The 17,231-nt window shown below is 70.6% G+C and carries 12 protein-coding genes; 6 read left to right on the top strand and 6 right to left on the bottom strand.

Annotated features, from left to right (window positions below; genetic code table 11):
• Positions 1-63: 63 nt before the first annotated feature.
• Together WFI52_RS09400 and WFI52_RS09395 are read right to left on the bottom strand one after the other, a co-directional pair.
• Positions 64-1,062 (bottom strand): pirin family protein, encoded by a 999-nt coding sequence (locus tag WFI52_RS09400; RefSeq protein WP_336627143.1) that lies wholly within the window; start codon positions 1,060-1,062, stop codon positions 64-66.
• Positions 1,059-1,445 carry a GNAT family N-acetyltransferase gene (locus tag WFI52_RS09395; RefSeq protein WP_336627144.1) on the bottom strand — a complete coding sequence of 129 codons (387 nt, stop codon included), beginning with the start codon at positions 1,443-1,445 and terminating at the stop codon, positions 1,059-1,061. The genes WFI52_RS09400 and WFI52_RS09395 overlap by 4 nt, the downstream gene beginning before the upstream one ends.
• Before the next feature lie 131 nt (positions 1,446-1,576).
• On the opposite strand from WFI52_RS09395, the gene WFI52_RS09390 reads away from it, so the two are divergent.
• From WFI52_RS09390 to WFI52_RS09370, 5 genes are all read left to right on the top strand, one after another.
• Complete coding sequence (locus WFI52_RS09390) at positions 1,577-4,123, top strand: DEAD/DEAH box helicase (protein ID WP_336627145.1); 2,547 nt, start codon at positions 1,577-1,579, stop codon at positions 4,121-4,123.
• Between the two features lie 34 nt (positions 4,124-4,157).
• A complete protein-coding gene (gene recQ / locus WFI52_RS09385) occupies positions 4,158-6,176 on the top strand; it encodes a DNA helicase RecQ (protein WP_336627146.1) in 2,019 nt (672 codons plus the stop codon).
• 155 nt (positions 6,177-6,331) lie between these two features.
• Positions 6,332-7,243, top strand: coding sequence for a glycoside hydrolase family 3 C-terminal domain-containing protein (locus tag WFI52_RS09380; protein WP_442927735.1), 912 nt, complete (start codon positions 6,332-6,334; stop codon positions 7,241-7,243).
• A gap of 182 nt (positions 7,244-7,425) precedes the next feature.
• A complete protein-coding gene (locus tag WFI52_RS09375) occupies positions 7,426-9,546 on the top strand; it encodes an acyl-CoA dehydrogenase family protein (RefSeq protein ID WP_336627147.1) in 2,121 nt (706 codons plus the stop codon).
• A gap of 131 nt (positions 9,547-9,677) precedes the next feature.
• Positions 9,678-10,256 (top strand): DNA-3-methyladenine glycosylase I, encoded by a 579-nt coding sequence (locus tag WFI52_RS09370; RefSeq protein ID WP_336627148.1) that lies wholly within the window; start codon positions 9,678-9,680, stop codon positions 10,254-10,256.
• Here the strand turns inward: WFI52_RS09370 and WFI52_RS09365 are convergent.
• Complete coding sequence (locus WFI52_RS09365) at positions 10,198-11,202, bottom strand: hypothetical protein (RefSeq protein ID WP_336627149.1); 1,005 nt, start codon at positions 11,200-11,202, stop codon at positions 10,198-10,200. The genes WFI52_RS09370 and WFI52_RS09365 overlap by 59 nt on opposite strands.
• A 79-nt stretch (positions 11,203-11,281) precedes the next feature.
• Between WFI52_RS09365 and WFI52_RS09360 the strand changes: the two genes are divergently transcribed.
• Positions 11,282-13,666, top strand: a complete 2,385-nt coding sequence (locus WFI52_RS09360; protein ID WP_336627150.1) for an excinuclease ABC subunit UvrA — start codon at positions 11,282-11,284, stop codon at positions 13,664-13,666.
• 237 nt (positions 13,667-13,903) lie between these two features.
• Here WFI52_RS09360 and WFI52_RS09355 read toward each other — a convergent pair whose 3' ends face one another.
• The 3 genes from WFI52_RS09355 to WFI52_RS09345 form a co-directional block, all read right to left on the bottom strand.
• Positions 13,904-14,335, bottom strand: coding sequence for a dehydrogenase (locus tag WFI52_RS09355; RefSeq protein WP_442927734.1), 432 nt, complete (start codon positions 14,333-14,335; stop codon positions 13,904-13,906).
• A 79-nt stretch (positions 14,336-14,414) separates the two neighbouring features.
• Positions 14,415-16,190, bottom strand: coding sequence for a cation:proton antiporter (locus WFI52_RS09350; protein WP_336627152.1), 1,776 nt, complete (start codon positions 16,188-16,190; stop codon positions 14,415-14,417).
• 5 nt (positions 16,191-16,195) lie between these two features.
• The gene (locus WFI52_RS09345) at positions 16,196-17,209 is read right to left on the bottom strand and encodes a malate dehydrogenase (RefSeq protein ID WP_336627153.1); all 1,014 of its coding nucleotides are present in this window, start codon (positions 17,207-17,209) and stop codon (positions 16,196-16,198) included.
• Positions 17,210-17,231 lie beyond the last annotated feature (22 nt).

The following is a 17,231-nucleotide window of genomic DNA, read 5'->3' as shown; positions in this document are numbered from 1 at the left end:
GCGCGCGGGGGCGTCCGCCGGGAGAAATCCGACCCTCAGGTGCGGCGCCGGCGCGGCCTGCGCTCAGAGACCGAGAGTGGGCCGTCGGCGCGGAGTGAGGCGGACAGCGGGGAGGGGCGGCGCGGGGACCCGCTCGTCGCCATGCCCCACGACATGGCCGAAGCGCTCGGCGGCGCGCGCCGGGTCCTCCCAGGCATCCCGCGCCGCGACGATCTCGTCGTGCGTGCGGCCGACGAAGTTCCACCACATGACGATGTCGGCCTCGTACGGCTCCCCGCCGAGGAGGAAGAGCGTCGAATCGCGGTCGGCGCGCACATCGATCCGGTCCCGGCGGATGCCGAGATACAACAGGCTCTGATCGGGAAGAGGGGTGGATGCCTCGGCATCCGCCGCCACCTCCGGCGCCCCGCTCACTCCGACGAGCGCGTACTCCCACGCCGGGTCGAGCGGCAGCGAGACGGATGCCCCGGCGGGAAGATGCACCTCCACTCCCGCGATCGGCGTGTACATCGTGGCGGGCGATGCCACGCCCGCGAACGCACCGACGACGACCGTCGCGCGTGCCCCGCCGCGGAGGTCGACGACGGGGAGGTTCTCGTGGTGCTCGAACGCGGGGGCGCCGTGCCGGCGCGATTCGGGCAGGGCGACCCACAGCTGGAGGGCGTCGAGGGGGACGGCGTCGTCGCCGACGGAGTACTCGGAGTGGGCGATGCCGGCGCCGCTCGTCATGAGGTTGAGCGCTCCGCGCCGCACGATGACGTCACTGCCGAGCACATCGCGATGGCGCACGTCGCCGACGAACGGCCAGGTCACCGTCTGCAGCCCGATATGCGGATGCGGTTCGACGCGCATCTTCGCCGTCTGCGGGCCGAAACGGTCGAGGAAGCACCACGCGCCCACCATCGGCAGCGGTCGCTGCGGCAGGCTCCGATGCACCGACATCCCGCGAACACCCCCGAGCGGCACCTCGCGGGCCTCGAGCATCAGGGCGCGCGGGCCGTCGCAGACGACGGGCGCCGCGGCCTCGGGCGGCGGGACCGCCCCGCCGTCGAGGCGGGTCATCCGCGGCCGACGCCCTCGTCGGACGGGTCGCGGTCGTCGGTCGGCGCGTGCGCGGCGACGTCGACGTCGCGCTCGCGCCAGTGGACATCGAGGCCCGGCACGTCGTGCTCCTGCAAGTACTTCACGACGAACGGGCACACCGGAACGACCGTCTCGCCCCGGGCGGCGACGTCCGCCATCGCGGCGCCGACGAGGCGCGTCGCGAGGCCGCGCCCGCCGTACGCCGGATCGATCTCCGTGTGCGGAAAGACGAGGCGACCGTGCTCATCGGGGGCGAACACGCTGAAGCCCGCGACCGTGCCGCCCACGAGGATCTCGTACCGCTCAGCCGCGTCATTGCGCACGACCTCGATCTCGCCGTCGTTCCGGGTGTCGTCAGCCATGCTGCCTCCTTGGTCGCTGGTGCCTCCACGCTATCCCGGCCCGCTGTCCGGCGCACGATCGCGATGAGCGTCGGTCGGGCGGGGCCGCCTGGGGGCAAACTCGGGGGCAGACTCTGGGGCAGACTCGAGGGATGAGCCCGTCGATCGCCCCGACAACGCTGACCGAGGCCGTGCCGCCGGGGGCGTCGGCGGATGCCGCGTACGACGGCTTCGTGCGCTGGGCGGCCGGGCGCGGGCTCGAGCTGTACCCCGCGCAGGACGAGGCCGTCATGGAGCTCGTCTCGGGGGCAAACGTCATCCTGTCCACCCCGACGGGAACGGGCAAGTCGCTCGTCGCGATCGCCGCGCACGCGGCGTGCCTCGCCGCCGGGGGCCGCTCGTACTACACCGCCCCGATCAAGGCGCTCGTGAGCGAGAAGTTCTTCGCACTCGTCGAGATCTTCGGCGCCGCCAACGTGGGCATGGTCACGGGGGACTCGTCGGTGAACCCGGATGCCCCGATCGTGTGCTGCACGGCGGAGATCCTCGCGAACATCGCGCTGCGCCAGGGCTCGGATGCCGCCGTCGACCAGGTCGTCATGGACGAGTTCCACTTCTACGGCGACCCCGAACGCGGCTGGGCGTGGCAGGTGCCGCTGCTGCTCCTCACCGGTGTGCAGTTCCTCCTCATGTCGGCCACGCTCGGCGACGTCTCGACGATCGCCGCCGACCTCGCCCGCCGCACGGGGCGCGCCGTCGCGGAGGTCACCGGCGTCGAGCGCCCCGTGCCGCTGCATTTCTCCTACGAGCGACGGCCCGTGCACGAAGTGCTGACGATGCTCCTCAACGAGCGCGAAGTGCCCGTGTACATCGTGCATTTCGCGCAGGCGGCGGCCCTCGAACGGGCGCAGGCGCTGGCATCGCTCACCCTCACCTCGCGCGCACAGCGCGACGAGATCGCCGAGGCGATCGGCGCGTTCCGCTTCACGACGGGGTTCGGCAAGACGCTGTCGCGGCTGGTCCGCGCGGGGATCGGCGTGCACCACGCGGGCATGCTGCCGCGATATCGGCGCCTCGTGGAGACGCTCGCGCAGCGCGGGCTGCTCAAGGTCATCTGCGGCACCGACACGCTCGGCGTCGGCATCAACGTGCCGATCCGCACCGTCATGATCACGGCGCTGTCGAAGTTCGACGGCACGAAGATGCGTCAGCTGACCGCGCGCGAGTTCCACCAGGTCGCGGGGCGTGCGGGCCGCGCGGGGTACGACCCCTACGGCAACGTCGTGGTGATGGCGCCGGAATGGGAGATCGAGAACGCCGTCGCGCTCGCGAAGGCCGGCGACGACCCCGCCAAGCGCAAGAAGATCGTGCGCAAGAAAGCGCCGACCGGTGTCGTCAACTGGGGTGAGGGATCAGCGGAGCGTCTCATCGCCGCACCGCCGGAACCCCTCGTGCCCCAGCTGAAGCTGACGGCCGCGATGATGATCAACGTCATCGGCCGGGGCGGCGACGTGTTCGGCAACGTCCGTTCGCTCGTGTTCGACAACCACGAGCCGCGCGCTCGGCGGTACGCGCTCGCGCGCCGAGCGATCGCGATCTTCCGCACCCTGGTGGATGCCGGGATCGTCGAGATCGTCCGCGACCCGGAAGGGGCCTCGGTGATCCGGCTCACCGTCGACCTGCAGCCGAACTTCGCGCTCAACCAGCCCCTATCGCCGTTCGCGCTCGCCGCGATCGCGCTGCTGTCGCCCGACCCACCCGGCGAGGGCGGCGTCGGCACGGGGCACTACGCCCTCGATGTCGTGAGCATCATCGAGGCGACGCTCGACGACCCGCGCGCCATCCTCTCGCAGCAGGAGTTCAAGGCTCGCGGGGAGGCGGTCGCCGCGATGAAGCGCGACGGGATCGAGTACGACGAGCGGATGGCGCTGCTCGAGGAGATCACGTACCCGAAACCCCTCGCCGACCTGCTGGCGCAGTCGTACGAGGTGTTCGCCTCGAGCCAGCCCTGGGTGCGGGACTTCGCGCTGAGTCCCAAATCGGTCGTCCGCGACATGTTCGAACGCGCGATGTCGTTTGCGGAGTACGTGTCGTTCTATCAGCTGCAGCGCAGCGAGGGTCTCGTGCTGCGCTATCTGTCGGATGCCTACCGAGCCATCCGGCAGACGGTGCCGGCCGAGGCGCGCAGCGATGAGCTCGTGGACATCATCGAGTGGCTCGGCGAGCTCGTGCGTCAGGTCGACTCGAGCCTCGTCGACGAATGGTCTGCGCTCGTCGACGGCGCCGCGCACCTCCCCGAGGACGACACCCCTGTCGTGCCGCCGGCACCGCCGTCGATCCTCGCGAACCGGCGTGCGTTCACGGTGCTCGTCCGCAACGAGCTCTTCCGGCGCGTGCAGCTCGCCGCTCTCCAGGACGACGACGCGCTCGTCGCCCTCGACCCCGACGTCGATTGGCCCGCCGCCCTCGACGCCTACTACGACGAGCACGACGAGATCCTGACCGGAGCTGCGGCGCGTTCGCCGCGGCTCTGCGTCATCGACGAGGCTTCGGCGGTCGCGGGCCGGTGGCGGGTCGAGCAGACGATCGACGACCCGGCCGGCGACCACGACTGGCGGATCCGCGCGGAGGTCGACCTCGAGGCATCCGTCGCCGAGGGCGCGGCGATCGTCCGCGTCGTCGAGGTGGTGCGGCTGTGACGGCGGTGTCGGGTGCCGCGGCTAGCCTGGTGGGGTGAGCAGGCACACCGGCGACGACCCCTACGCGGACATCCCGTGGGACGTCGACGAGCTGACTCCGCCTGACGAGTACGACAGCGCCCCGCCGCCCGAGTTCGACGGATACGCCGGAGCGCTGGCGCGTGCGACGGCTGCGACACCACCCGCTGCCGACCCTTCCTCCTCCGCACCTCGACGCCCCCGCCTCGGACGGGACCGTACGGGGGAGGACGCGCGCGCCGTCCTCAAAGACGTCTTCGGCTACGACGACTTCCGCGGTGATCAGGCCGCGATCGTCGATCACGTCGTCTCCGGCGGCGACGCGGTCGTCCTGATGCCCACCGGCGGCGGCAAGTCGATCACGTACCAGATCCCCGCGCTCGTGCGTCCCGGGACGGGCCTCGTCGTGAGCCCCCTCATCGCCCTCATGCACGATCAGGTCGACGCGCTCGTCGCCAACGGCGTCAACGCCGCGTACCTGAACTCCACCCAGTCCGCCGCAGAGCGCGCGAGCGTCGAGCAGGCCTACCTCGCCGGCGATCTCGACCTACTCTACGTCGCACCCGAGCGACTGAGCGCGGCGTCGACGACGGCGCTCCTGCAACGCGGTGCACTGAGCGTGATCGCGATCGACGAGGCCCACTGCGTCAGCCAGTGGGGCCACGACTTCCGTCCCGACTATCTCGCGCTCGGCGACCTCGCGGGGCGCTTCCCGGGCGTTCCGCGCATGGCGCTCACCGCGACCGCGACGCGTGCGACGCACAAGGAGATCACCGAGCGGCTGCACCTCCCCGAGGCGCGGCACTTCGTGGCGAGCTTCGACCGCCCGAACATCCAGTACCGCATCGAGCCGAAGGTCGATCCGCGTCGTCAGCTGCTGCAGTTCATCCGTGCGCAGCCGGCCGGGTCGGCGGGCATCGTCTATGCGCTCAGCCGCAAGTCGGTCGAGCAGACGGCCGAGTACCTGCGCACGCAAGGCGTCGACGCGCTCGCGTATCACGCGGGGCTGGATGCCGGGGTGAGGGCCCGCAACCAGGCGCGCTTCCTCCGAGAGGACGGTGTCGTCATGGTCGCGACGATCGCGTTCGGCATGGGCATCGACAAGCCGGACGTGCGCTTCGTCGCGCACATCGACCTGCCCAAGTCGGTCGAGGGGTACTACCAGGAGACTGGGCGCGCGGGGCGCGACGGCGACCCCTCGGTCGCGTGGATGGCGTACGGGCTCGGAGATGTGGTCCAGCAGCGCCGCCTCATCGACCAGTCGCCGGGGGAGCGCGCGTACAAGCAGCGACTCGGCCAGCACCTCGATGCGATGCTCGCGCTCTGCGAGACGGTGTCGTGCCGACGGCAGAACCTCCTCGCATACTTCGGGCAGGAGTCGGGGCCATGCGGCAACTGCGACACCTGCCTCACCCCCGCCGACACGTTCGACGGGCTGGTTCCCGCGCAGAAGCTCCTCTCCACGATCATTCGGCTGCAACGCGAGCGCGGTCAGGCGTTCGGCGCGGGCCACCTCGTCGACATCCTGCGGGGGGCCTCGACCGAACGCATCCGTCAGCAGAAGCACGACACCCTCACCACCTACGGACTCGGCGCGGACCTCAGCGACCAGGACTGGCGCAGCGTCATCCGGCAGCTGCTCGCCGGCGGCGTCATCGCGGCCCAGGGCGACTACGGCGTCCTCGTCGCCGGCGAGCGGGCCGGCGAGGTTCTCCGCGGCGAGACCGCCGTGCCCCTCCGCCGCGACGTGCTGGGCCGATCGGGCGGGGCATCGCGCGTGCGGAAGGCGGCGGCATCCGACACGCTCGCCGACGGCGACCGCGATCTGTTCGAGGCGCTGCGCACCTGGCGCGCGGGCGTCTCGAAGGAGCAGGGAGTGCCGGCGTACATCGTGTTCGGCGATGCCACGCTCCGCGCCCTCGCCGAGCAGCGACCGACCTCGATGACGGACCTCGACGGGGTCACGGGCATCGGTGCGAAGAAACGCGAAGCCTACGGCGAGGCCGTCCTCGAGGTCATCGCCGCGGCGCAGTGACTCGACGCGAGCGCGTCGAGCTGCTGCTTCGCGCCTCGGCATCCCGGTGACGATCTCCACCGACCCGCGGCACTCCTTCACCGAGAACCCGGGCGCCGCGATGCTCTCGGGGCCCTTCTCGCAATGGCCCGACGCGCTGGGTCTCGCCGCGACGCGTGACGAGGAGCTCGTCCGCACGTTCGGCGACCTCGCGCGACAGGAGTACACCGCGGTGGGCATCCGCGTGGGGTCTCATCACCGACAGCGAGATCATGGGCACCCCGTTCCCCGCGCGCGCCTGGGGTGTCGAGCATCTCACTCCCGCCGAGCGGATGCAGAAGATCCTCGACGCCGGCGCCGACCAGTTCGGGGGCGAGAAGTGCACCGAGATCCTGCTCGGGCTCGTCGCCGACGGTCTGGTCAGCGAGGAGCGCCTCGATGTCTCGGCGCGACGCCTGCTGCGCGAGAAGTTCGTCCTCGGCCTCTTCGAGAATCCGTTTGTGGATGCCGAGGCCGCCGATCTCATCGTCGGCTCGGCTGCGTTCCGCGCTGCCGGAGACGCGGCCCAGCGCGCGTCGATCACGGTGCTGCGGTCGTCTCCGGCGCTGCCGTTCGCGCGTGGCGTGAGGCTGTACGTCGAGGGCATCGCTGCCGGGGTGGCGGCCGGGTACGGTGAAGTCGTCGCGACGCCGGAGGAGGCGGACCTCGCCGTTCTGCGCCTCGAGGCGCCCTATGAGGAGCGCGGATCGATGTTCGAGAACTTCTTCCACGCCGGCTCGCTCGCGTTCCCGGCGGAGACCATCGCGCATGTTCGTGAGGTCGCCGGCGCGGTACCCACGGTGGTGGATGTCTTCCTCGACCGTCCGGCCATCCTCACGCCCTTCGCGGAGGCGGGCGTCGCGCTGACGGCCAACTGGGGGGCGAGTCCCGCAGCGCTGTTGGACGTCCTGAGTGGTGCGGCGCGCGCGGAGGGTGCCCTGCCGTTCGATGTCCCGCGCTCGATGGCGGCCGTCGAGGCATCCCGTCCCGACGTGCCGTTCGACACGGCGGACCCGCTGTTCCGCTTCGGGCACCGCGTCGAGATCTGAGCAGACACCCACCCATCGTGACACTCAGTGTCACGATGGGTGGGTGTCGGTGTCATACAACCAACCGTGCACACGGGTGTGCACGGGTTTGTCGCTCATGTGCAACCCGTTTGCAGCTCGGTTGTGACCCTCCTACGGTCGAAGGTGATCTTCTCTGTCCGTCTCCTTCGAGAGGTGCACCCATGACCGACGCCGCCGTCCGCGAGAACATCCACCCGAAGAGGCCCGCCACCAGCAAGCGCACGCCCTCGGGAGGCGCCCCCGCCGCGCCGCACTCGGCGGAGGAGGCTCACGAGCCGCGTATCGACATCGACGCCGTCACAGATCTCCTCCTCGGCACGTGGGGCGAGACGCGGCGTGAGGCGCGGGAGATGATCAAGGACCCCGCGTTCTGGCGCATCGACGGCCAGCCCATGTCCGAGCATCGCGAGCGCGTGCTCAGTCAGCTGCGCCTCCTCGTCGAGAACAACGGCTCGCGCCGCGCCTTCCCGAAGGCCTACGGCGGTCTCGAGGACAACGGCGCCAACCTCGCCGGGTTCATGGAGCTCGTCCTCGCCGACCCGAGCCTGCAGATCAAGTCGGGTGTGCAGTGGGGCCTGTTCGGCTCGGCCATTTACCAGCTCGGCACGAAGAAGCATCACGATGCGTGGCTGCGCGATGTGATCGAGCTCGAACTGCCGGGCGCGTTCGCGATGACCGAAACGGGGCACGGCTCGGACGTGGCATCCATCGGCACGACCGCGACCTACGACCCGGAGACCGAGGAGTTCGTCATCCACACGCCGTTCCGCGGGGCGTGGAAGGACTACCTCGGCAACGCGGCGCTGCACGGGCGTGCCGCGACCGTGTTCGCCCAGCTCATCACGGGCGGCGTCAACTACGGCGTGCACTGCTTCTTCGTGCCGATCCGTGACGAGGCGGGCGAGATGCTCCCCGGCATCCAGAGCGAGGATGACGGCGTCAAGGGCGGCCTCAACGGCATCGACAACGGCCGTCTCGCCTTCGACCATGTCCGCGTCCCCCGCTTCAACCTGCTGAACCGGTACGGCGACGTGGCATCCGACGGCACCTACACGTCCGACATCCCGAGCCCGGGACGCCGCTTCTTCACGATGCTCGGTGCGCTCGTGCAGGGCCGCGTTTCGCTCGACGGCGCCGCGACGACCGGGACGGCCCTCGCCCTCTACATCGCCCTGACGTACGCGAACCAGCGCCGCCAGTTCGACTCGGGATCGGGCAGCGATGAGGTCGTGCTGCTCGACTACGGAAAGCACCAGCGGCGCCTGCTGCCTCTCCTGGCGCAGAACTACGCGCAGTTCTTCGCCAACGACGAGTTGCTGCGCAAGTTCGACGGCGTGTTCTCGGGTCGCACCGACACCCCGCAGGAGCGGGAAGACCTCGAGACGCTCGCCGCCGCGCTCAAGCCCCTCTCGACGTGGAACGCGCTGTCGACCATCCAGGAGGCGCGCGAGGCGTGCGGCGGATCGGGCTTCCTCGCCGAGAACCGCATGGTGGGCCTGCACCAGGATCTTGACGTGTACGTGACGTTCGAGGGCGACAACAACATCCTCCTGCAGCTCGTCGGCAAGCGCCTGCTCGCCGACTATGCGAAGCAGTTCAAGGGGGCGGATGCCGCGAAGCTCGCGTCGTTCGCCGCGAAGCAGACCGCCGGCAAGGTCTTCCACGGTGCGGGCCTGCGTCGACTCGGTCAGACGGTCGCCGACTTCGGCTCGACGGCGCGGTCGGTCGAGCTGGGGCTGCGCGCCGAGCAGCAGCACGAGCTGCTCGCGGGTCGCGTCGAGCAGATGATCTCCGACATCGCGGCGCGACTGCGCCCCGCGTCCAAGGCGTCGCCGGCCGAGGCGGCGGCCCTCTTCAACGCGAACCAGGCGGAGCTGATCGAGGCGGCGCGTGCGCACGGCGAGCTGCTGCAGTGGGAGGCGTTCAGCGACGGCATCGCGAAGATCTCCGACCCGGGGACCGCGCAGGTTCTGACGTGGCTGCGCGACATGTTCGGCATGCACCTCATCGAGAAGCACCTCGCCTGGTACCTCATCAACGGTCGCCTGTCGGCGCAGCGTGCGGCATCCGTCTCGCGCTACATCGACCGGCTTGCGCTGCGGCTGCGCCCGCACGCGCAGGACCTGGTGGATGCCTACGGCTTCGCGCCCGAGCACGTGCGCGCGCCCATCGCCTCGGGCGCCGAGCAGGAGCGTCAGGACGAGGCCCGCGCGTACTACGCGAACCTCGCCGCCTCCGGCGACGCGCCCGTCTCGGAGAAGTCGCGCGCCAAGAAGAAGTAGCACCGGCGCGCACGTGTGCGCGCACGAACTCCGCAGTCAGTCACGAACTCCGCATCGGATGCCGCGATCGGCTGCGGAGTTCGTGGCATTCTGCGGAGTTCGTGAGGCCCTCGCGCCGATAGCCTGGCGGGATGGACGACCTGCGCACCGGACCCGACGGCCTCGCCCGCTGCGCGTGGGTCGGCGACGATGCCGAGTACCGCCGCTACCACGACGAGGAGTGGGGGCGCCCCCTCCACGGTGATCGGGCTCTCTTCGAGAAGATGTCGCTCGAAGGGTTCCAGGCGGGACTCAGCTGGATCACGATCCTGCGCAAGCGTCCGCGCTTCCGCGAGGTGTTCGCCGGGTTCGAGCCCGATGCGGTGGCGCGCTTCGACGAGGCCGATGTCGAGCGTCTGATGGCGGATGCCGGCATCATCCGCAACCGCGCCAAGATCCTCGCGACGATGGGCAACGCCCGCCTCGTCGAGGCGATGGCGCCGGGCGAGCTCGATGCCCTGATGTGGTCGTTCGCGCCGAGTCCGCGTCCCACCGGTGAGCGGCCGGTGCGTTTCGCCGACGTGCCGGCGACGACCGCGGCATCCGATGCGCTCTCGAAGGCGCTCAAGAAGCGCGGGTTCCGCTTCGTCGGATCGACCACGATGTACGCGCTCATGCAGTCGGCGGGCATGGTCGATGACCACCTCGTCGGGTGCCATCGCGCGGCGTGACGGCGGCCCCGCGTTCCCGCGGTCCCGCGTTCAGATGCTGCGCGGCGCGAAGGCCGCCACCACCTCGTCCCACCACGCCGTCGCGTCGGCGCGGTGTGCCGGGTATCTCTGCGCGGCGGCGCCGGCGATCGCGTGTCGCCCCGACCACAGCTGCTGCAGCCGGGTGATCCCTTCCGAATCCGCCGCGACGATCGGCACCACGGCATCCTGAGCCCAGTGCGCGAGCGCGCCGCGCTGCTTGACGGCGGTGTACTCGTCGGTGACGAGTCCCAGCACCGGCACGCCGGTCCACGCCGACGAGCTGCGCCATCGCCGCCGGATCGCCCGAGGCAGCGCGGTCGCGCTCCATCAGGGCGGCATTCGCCTCATAGCGCTCGCCGGCGCGCACCTCGGCCCGGTGATGCAGCGCGTACACGCTGCCCTCGTGGCGCACCGGCGGCGCACCGAACAGCGTGCTGTGCGCGAGGTACCACGCGGCATCCTCGAATCCCCATCCGCGAAAGCGCTCGTCCTGCCCGCCGTGGGCAGCCCAGGTGCGGGGAGTCGTCACATACACTCCGGAGCAGGCGCCTTTCACGAGCTCGAAGTCGCAGTCTTCGGGAGCCGATCCCGACTGCAGCTGCGCGGTGCCCTCCGCCCCGAGCCAGTGATACTCGGTGTACGGCAGATGCACGCGGCCGCTCGTGCGGGCGGCTTCGACTGCGGCGCGCAGCACGTTCACCTCGGGGAACGTGTCGGCATCGTTGATCACGACGACCTCGCCGGGCGGGACCGAACGCACCGCTTCGTTGCGGCACGCGGAGAGGACGAACACGTCGTCCGCGGTGTCGATCGCGCGCACGGTGGCCTCGGGCACGTGGCGGGCGTACCAGTCGGTGACGAACGCGTAGGCAGGCTCACGCGTCGGCGCGGGGCGCCACGGGATGACGACGGTGAAAGGGGACATCAGGTCAGCGTAGACGCACGGCGCGTTCGCATCGCGTCCGATCGCACACGGTGTCGCCCGCGGCGGGCAGACTGTCCCCATGGCATCCGCACCCGGAACTCCCGCCCCTGTCCCCGTCGCCGACGCACATGACGTCATCCGCGTCGTAGGAGCGCGAGAGAACAACCTCCGCGGCATCGATGTCGAGATCCCCAAACGCCGTCTCACCGTCTTCACCGGGGTGAGCGGGTCGGGCAAGTCGAGCCTCGTCTTCGGAACGATCGCGAACGAGTCGCAGCGGCTCATCAACGAGACCTATCCGACCTTCATCCAGCAGTTCATGGGGCAGCTGAGCCGTCCCGACATCGACCGGCTCGAAAACATCAGCCCGGCGATCGTCGTCGATCAGGAGCGGATGGGCGCCAACGCCCGCTCGACGGTCGGCACCGCGACCGACGTGCACGCGATGCTGCGGTTGCTGTTCAGCCGCATCGGGCAGCCGCACGTCGGCTCGCCGCAGGCGTTCTCGTTCAACGTCCCTTCCGTCAGCGGTGCCGGCGCGATCACGATCGCGACCGGCAAGGACAAGGGCAAGAAGGAACGGCGCTCCTTCGAGATCACAGGAGGGATGTGCCCCGAGTGCGAAGGCCTCGGACAGGTCAGCGACATCGACCTCGACGAGCTGCTCGATCGCTCGCTGTCGCTGCGTGCGGGGGCGATCAAGGTACCTGGCTACACGCCGGACGGCTGGATGGTGAAGGGATTCGCCGACTCGGGCTTCGTCGACGGCGATAAGCCCATCGTCGACTACTCCGCGCAGGAGCTGCACGATCTGCTCTACAAAGAGACGACGAAGGTGAAGATCGCGGGCATCAACATGACCTACGAGGGTCTCGTCCCGAAGGTCACCAGATCGATGCTGCAGAAGGACCGCGACAGCCTGCAACCGCATGTGCGGGCGTTCGTGGACCGCGCGGTGAAGTTCATGCCGTGCCCGGCATGCGACGGCACGCGCCTCAATGAGGGTGCACGCTCGTCGAAGATCGCCGGAGCGAGCATCGCGGATGCCGCGGCCATGCAGATCACGGATCTCGCCGCCTGGGTGCGGTCGATCGACGACGCGCGCGTCGGTCCGCTCCTGCAGACGCTCCAGCAGACGCTCGACTCGTTCGTCGACATCGGGCTCGGCTACCTCTCGCTCGACCGCGCGAGCGGCACCCTTTCCGGGGGAGAAGCCCAGCGCACGAAGATGATCCGTCACCTCGGCTCCGCCCTGACCGACATGACGTACGTCTTCGATGAGCCGACGACCGGGCTGCACCCGCACGACATCCAGCGCATGAACGAGCTGCTTCTTCTCCTGCGCGACAAGGGCAACACAGTGCTCGTCGTCGAGCACAAGCCCGAGGTCATCGAGATCGCCGACCACGTGATCGACCTCGGCCCGGGCGCGGGGCGCCACGGCGGACTCATCACGTACCAGGGGGATGTCGCGGGCCTGCGCGCGTCCGACACCGTGACGGGGCGGCACGTCGATCACCGTGCAGCGCTCAAACCGAGCACGCGCGCCCACCGCGGCGCGCTCGAGATCCGCGGCGCGAGCCTGCACAATCTCAGGGATGTCGACGTCGACGTGCCCCTCGGCATCCTGACCGTTGTCACGGGTGTGGCGGGATCGGGCAAGTCGTCGCTCATCCATGGCAGCCTCGCGGGTCGCGACGAGGTCGTCGTGGTCGATCAGACGCCGATCAAGGGTTCCCGGCGGTCGAGCCCGGTGACGTACACGGGTGTGCTCGATGAGATCCGCAAGCTGTTCGCCAAGCAGAACGGGGTGAAGCCGGCTCTCTTCAGCGCGAACTCCGAGGGTGCCTGCCCCGCGTGCAAGGGCCTCGGCGTCATCATCACGAATCTGGGGTTCACGCAGAGCGTCGAGACTCGGTGCGAGCTGTGCGAAGGATCGGGCTTCAGCGACGCCGTCCTCGAGTACACGGTCGAGGGTCGCACGATCGCCGACGTGCTCGCGATGTCGGTCGAAGAGGCGATCGCCTTCTGCGCGGATGCCGGGCTGAAGGGCACGGCCGCCGCCACGCTCGCCCGCATGAGCGATGTCGGCCTCGGCTACATCACGCTCGGCCAGGCCCTCGGCACCCTCTCCGGCGGCGAGCGGCAGCGCCTCAAACTCGCCATCTCGATGGCCAAGAAGGGTGCCATCTACATCCTCGACGAACCCACGACGGGCCTGCATCTCGCCGACGTCGCGGGTCTCCTCGCTCTTCTGGACGCGCTGGTGGATGCCGGCAACTCGGTCATCGCGATCGAGCACCACCAGGCGGTCATGGCGCACGCCGACTGGATCATCGACGTCGGACCGGGCGCGGGTCGCGATGGCGGCACGGTCGTCTTCGAGGGCACGCCCGCCGACCTCGTCGCGAGCGGCGCAACTCTGACGGCGCAGCATCTCGCCGCGTACGTCGCCGTCGACTGACGGCGGTTGCCGCGTCCGTGCGGGTGCCGTCGACGCGGGTGCGAGACGCCGGCGGCGCACAACTCAGGCAGAATCGCCGGGTGGACGGCGTGAGTGCCGCGTGGCGCGGGTTCTGCCTGAGTTGTAACCCACCCGCCGCGCCGCCGGGCGCTTCTGCCACCGGCCGCCGGGCGCTTCTGCCACCGGCCGCCCACCACACGGCCGGCCGGCCGGCGCACAAGGAAGGCGGAATCGGGGTCAGGCGCGGGTGTGGCCGAGGACCTTCACGATGATGCCGCGGCGTCGCAGCTCGCCGATGGCGTGCGTCTCCTCCGGGACGGTGCGTCCGAGGGCGTGCTTGTCGGCGACGACCACGACGTCGCCTTCGACGAGCCGACCGAAGAGCCGCGTGAGACGCTCCGACCAGCTCTCGCCGGTCTCGGGGGCGGGGTGGCGGAAGCCTTCGATCGGCACCCCGAACTCCGCGAGCGCATCGCGCTGCGCGATCACCGACGGAAGATCGTCGCGCGCGACGACGAGCCCCACGAGGCGTGACCCCGCGGGCCGTGCCGCCCACCATTCGGTCCCCGAGACGATGAGGGGGACGGCGGCGGTCACGGCGGGCAGGGCGATCGACTCGGCGTAGTCGGCGGGGGCGCGCTCGCCGGAGGCGGGGACGTCGGAGGTCATGTCATCCATTCTGACCTAGCGCTGCGCGCTCAGCACCCAGCGTCTAGCGTTCCGTGTCCGCGCCCATGCGCTCCGTCCTCTACTCGTCCTCGCGCAGCCGCAGCTCGATGCTCAGCTGATCGGCGTCGAGCTGCGACATCGTGTGACGCAGCGTCGCCGTGGCGTAGCGTCCGCCCGAAGCGACGCGGTTGAGTCGCGTCCGCATCGCCTCGATCAGCGCGAGTCTCAGTTCGAGGACCTCCCGAGCGGAGCTCGTCCACTTCTCGTCGGGGGGAGCGGTGTAGAGGGAGCCTGCTCGGTCGACGATCGCGGCGTCGAACTCCGAGCCGTCGCGGCGGCGCAGGTCGCCCGAGGTGAGCGCGGCTGTCGCGGCGTCGCGCAGCTCCGCATCGAGGGCATGGCTGTCGTCGGCCTCGGGTCCCGATCCGGGGTCGGTCAGCTGCAGACGCCGCACGAGCCACGGCAGGCTGAAACCCTGCAGCAGCAGGCTCACGAGGGCGACGACGAAAGCGATGTAGACGAGCTCCGGGCGCGTGTCGATGGTGCGCGGGATCGTCTGCGCGGCGGCGAGCGTGACGACGCCTCTCATGCCGGCCCACACGATCACGGTGCCGTGCTTCCAGCCGAGCGGTGTCGACTGGTAGTAGTCCAGATCGGCGAGCGATCGTGAGATCCGGTGGCGCATCGACGTGAGGCGGCGTTCGGCGCGCGCAGGCGAGTTCGCGCGCCGCTGACCCAGACGCCCCGCGGGCATGGAGCGGGGCAGGTCCGCGTCGTCGGGGCCGCGGCGCGGCCAGCCGTTCTCGGCGATGGCCTCCATGCGCGCGTCCATGCTCTCCAGCCGTGCGCGGTCGGTGCGGCGCACGCGCGTGCGACCGATCCAGAGGATGAACGCGACGTACCCGGCGCGGACGACAAGGACGATCGCGAGAGCGACGAGGGCGGCGGCCGTCGGCAGCGCGATGCCCTCGTGCCGCGCCGTCACGGCCCGTACGATCTGGTCGAGCTCGAGCCCCATGATGAGGAAGATGCCGCCCTCGAGCACGAGCTCGACCGTGCGCCAGTTGACCTCGTCCGACAGACGCTGCTCCGGGGTGAACCAGCGCTGACCGCCCTGCCCCGCCACGATGCCCGCGACGACTGCGGCGACGAGACCCGAGCCGCCGAGGTGCTCCGTGGGCAGGTAGGCGAGGAAGGGCACCGTGAAGCCGATGGCCGTGGATGCCGCGGAGTTCTGCACCCACGAACGCAGGCGCACGGCGAGCAGGCCGAGCACGGCGCCGATCACGAGTGCGAGGAGCACTCCCCACGCGAAGCTTCCGACGGCGGAGCCGAAGGAGAACGACCCGGCGGCCACGGCGAGGAGCGCGGTGCGCAGGAGCACGAGGGCCGTCGCGTCGTTCAGGAGGCTCTCACCCTCGAGCATCGTCGTGACGCGCGGAGAGATCCCGAGGCGCTTCGCGATGCCCGTCGCCACGGCATCCGTGGGGCTCAGGATCGCCCCGAGCGCCACGCCCAGCGCGAAGCCGACGCCCGGGAGCACGAGGGAGAAGAACCAGCCGAGAAGAAGCGCCGTGATGACCACGAGGACGACGGCGAGCCCCGCGATCGGCGTGAAGTCGCGCCGGAACTCGATCGCCGGCAGCCGCACCGCGGCGGCGTAGAGGAGCGGCGGGAGCACCCCCACGAGGATGAGGTCGGGGTCGATCTCGGGCACCTGCACGAAGGGCAGCAGCCCCACGACGAGCCCCAACGCGACGAGCAGGAGGGGGCCGGCCACGCCGAGTCGCTGCCCCAGCGCCATCACGACCGCGGCGGCGACCACCGCGACGAGGATGACGAGGAGCAGGTCCATGGCGCTCAGATCAGACCGAGCCCACGGACGGCGTCGCGCTCGGCGACGAGTTCGGCGACCGATGCGTCGATGCGGGCGCGGGCGCGGTCGTCGACCTCGAGGCCTTCGACGATGCGGTAGCCCGAGCCGTCGCTCGTGACGGGGAACGACGAGTACAGACCCTCGGCGACTCCGTACTCGCCGTGCGAGAGGACGGCCGCCGATGTCCACGAGTCGGACGCGTCTCCCGTGCCGAGCACGCTGTCGCGGATGTGGGAGATGGCGGCGTTCGCGGCGGAGGCCGCCGACGACGATCCGCGCACGGCGATGATCTCCGCCCCGCGCTTCGCGACCCGCGGCACGAACTCGTCGTCGAGCCACGCGGTCGCCGCAGTCGGGTCGCCGAAGCGCTCGGCGAGCACGGCGCGCGCGGGGCGTCCGGCGATCGTCGCGTGGTCGACGTCGGGGAACTGCGTCGCGGAGTGGTTGCCCCAGATCGTGACCCCGCGGATGTCGGAAACCGCGGCATCCGTCGCCGCCGCCAGCTGAGCGCGCGCGCGGTCGTGGTCGAGCCGGGTGAGGGCGCCGAAGCGCTCGCCGGGGATGTCGGGGGCGGATGCCGCCGCGATGAGCGCGTTCGTGTTCGCGGGGTTGCCCACGACGACGATCCGAACGTCGTCCGCGGCGACGTCGTTCAGCGCGGCGCCCTGCGGGCCGAAGATGCCCGCGTTCGCCGCGAGGAGATCGGCACGTTCCATGCCCGCCGTCCGCGGCCGCGCGCCGACGAGCATCGCGATGTTCGCGCCGTCGAATCCGACGCGCGGGTCATCGGTGATCTCGACGCCGTGCAGCAGCGGGAAGGCGCAGTCCTGCAGTTCGAGCGCCGCACCCTCGGCGGCCTTCAGCCCCTGCGGGATCTCCAGCAGCCGCAGACGCACGGGGCGATCTTCGCCCAGCATCGCTCCGGAGGCGATGCGGAAGAGGAGCGCGTAGCCGATCTGGCCGCCCGCGCCGGTGACGGTGACTGTCGTGGCATCCATGCCCTGAGCTTACGGGCGTCGA

This window comes from Microbacterium sp. MMO-20 (genome assembly GCF_037147735.1).
Lineage (GTDB): Bacteria > Actinomycetota > Actinomycetes > Actinomycetales > Microbacteriaceae > Microbacterium.
Note: the sequence above shows the minus strand (reverse complement) of the source record. Positions and strands in the feature narration are given on the sequence as shown.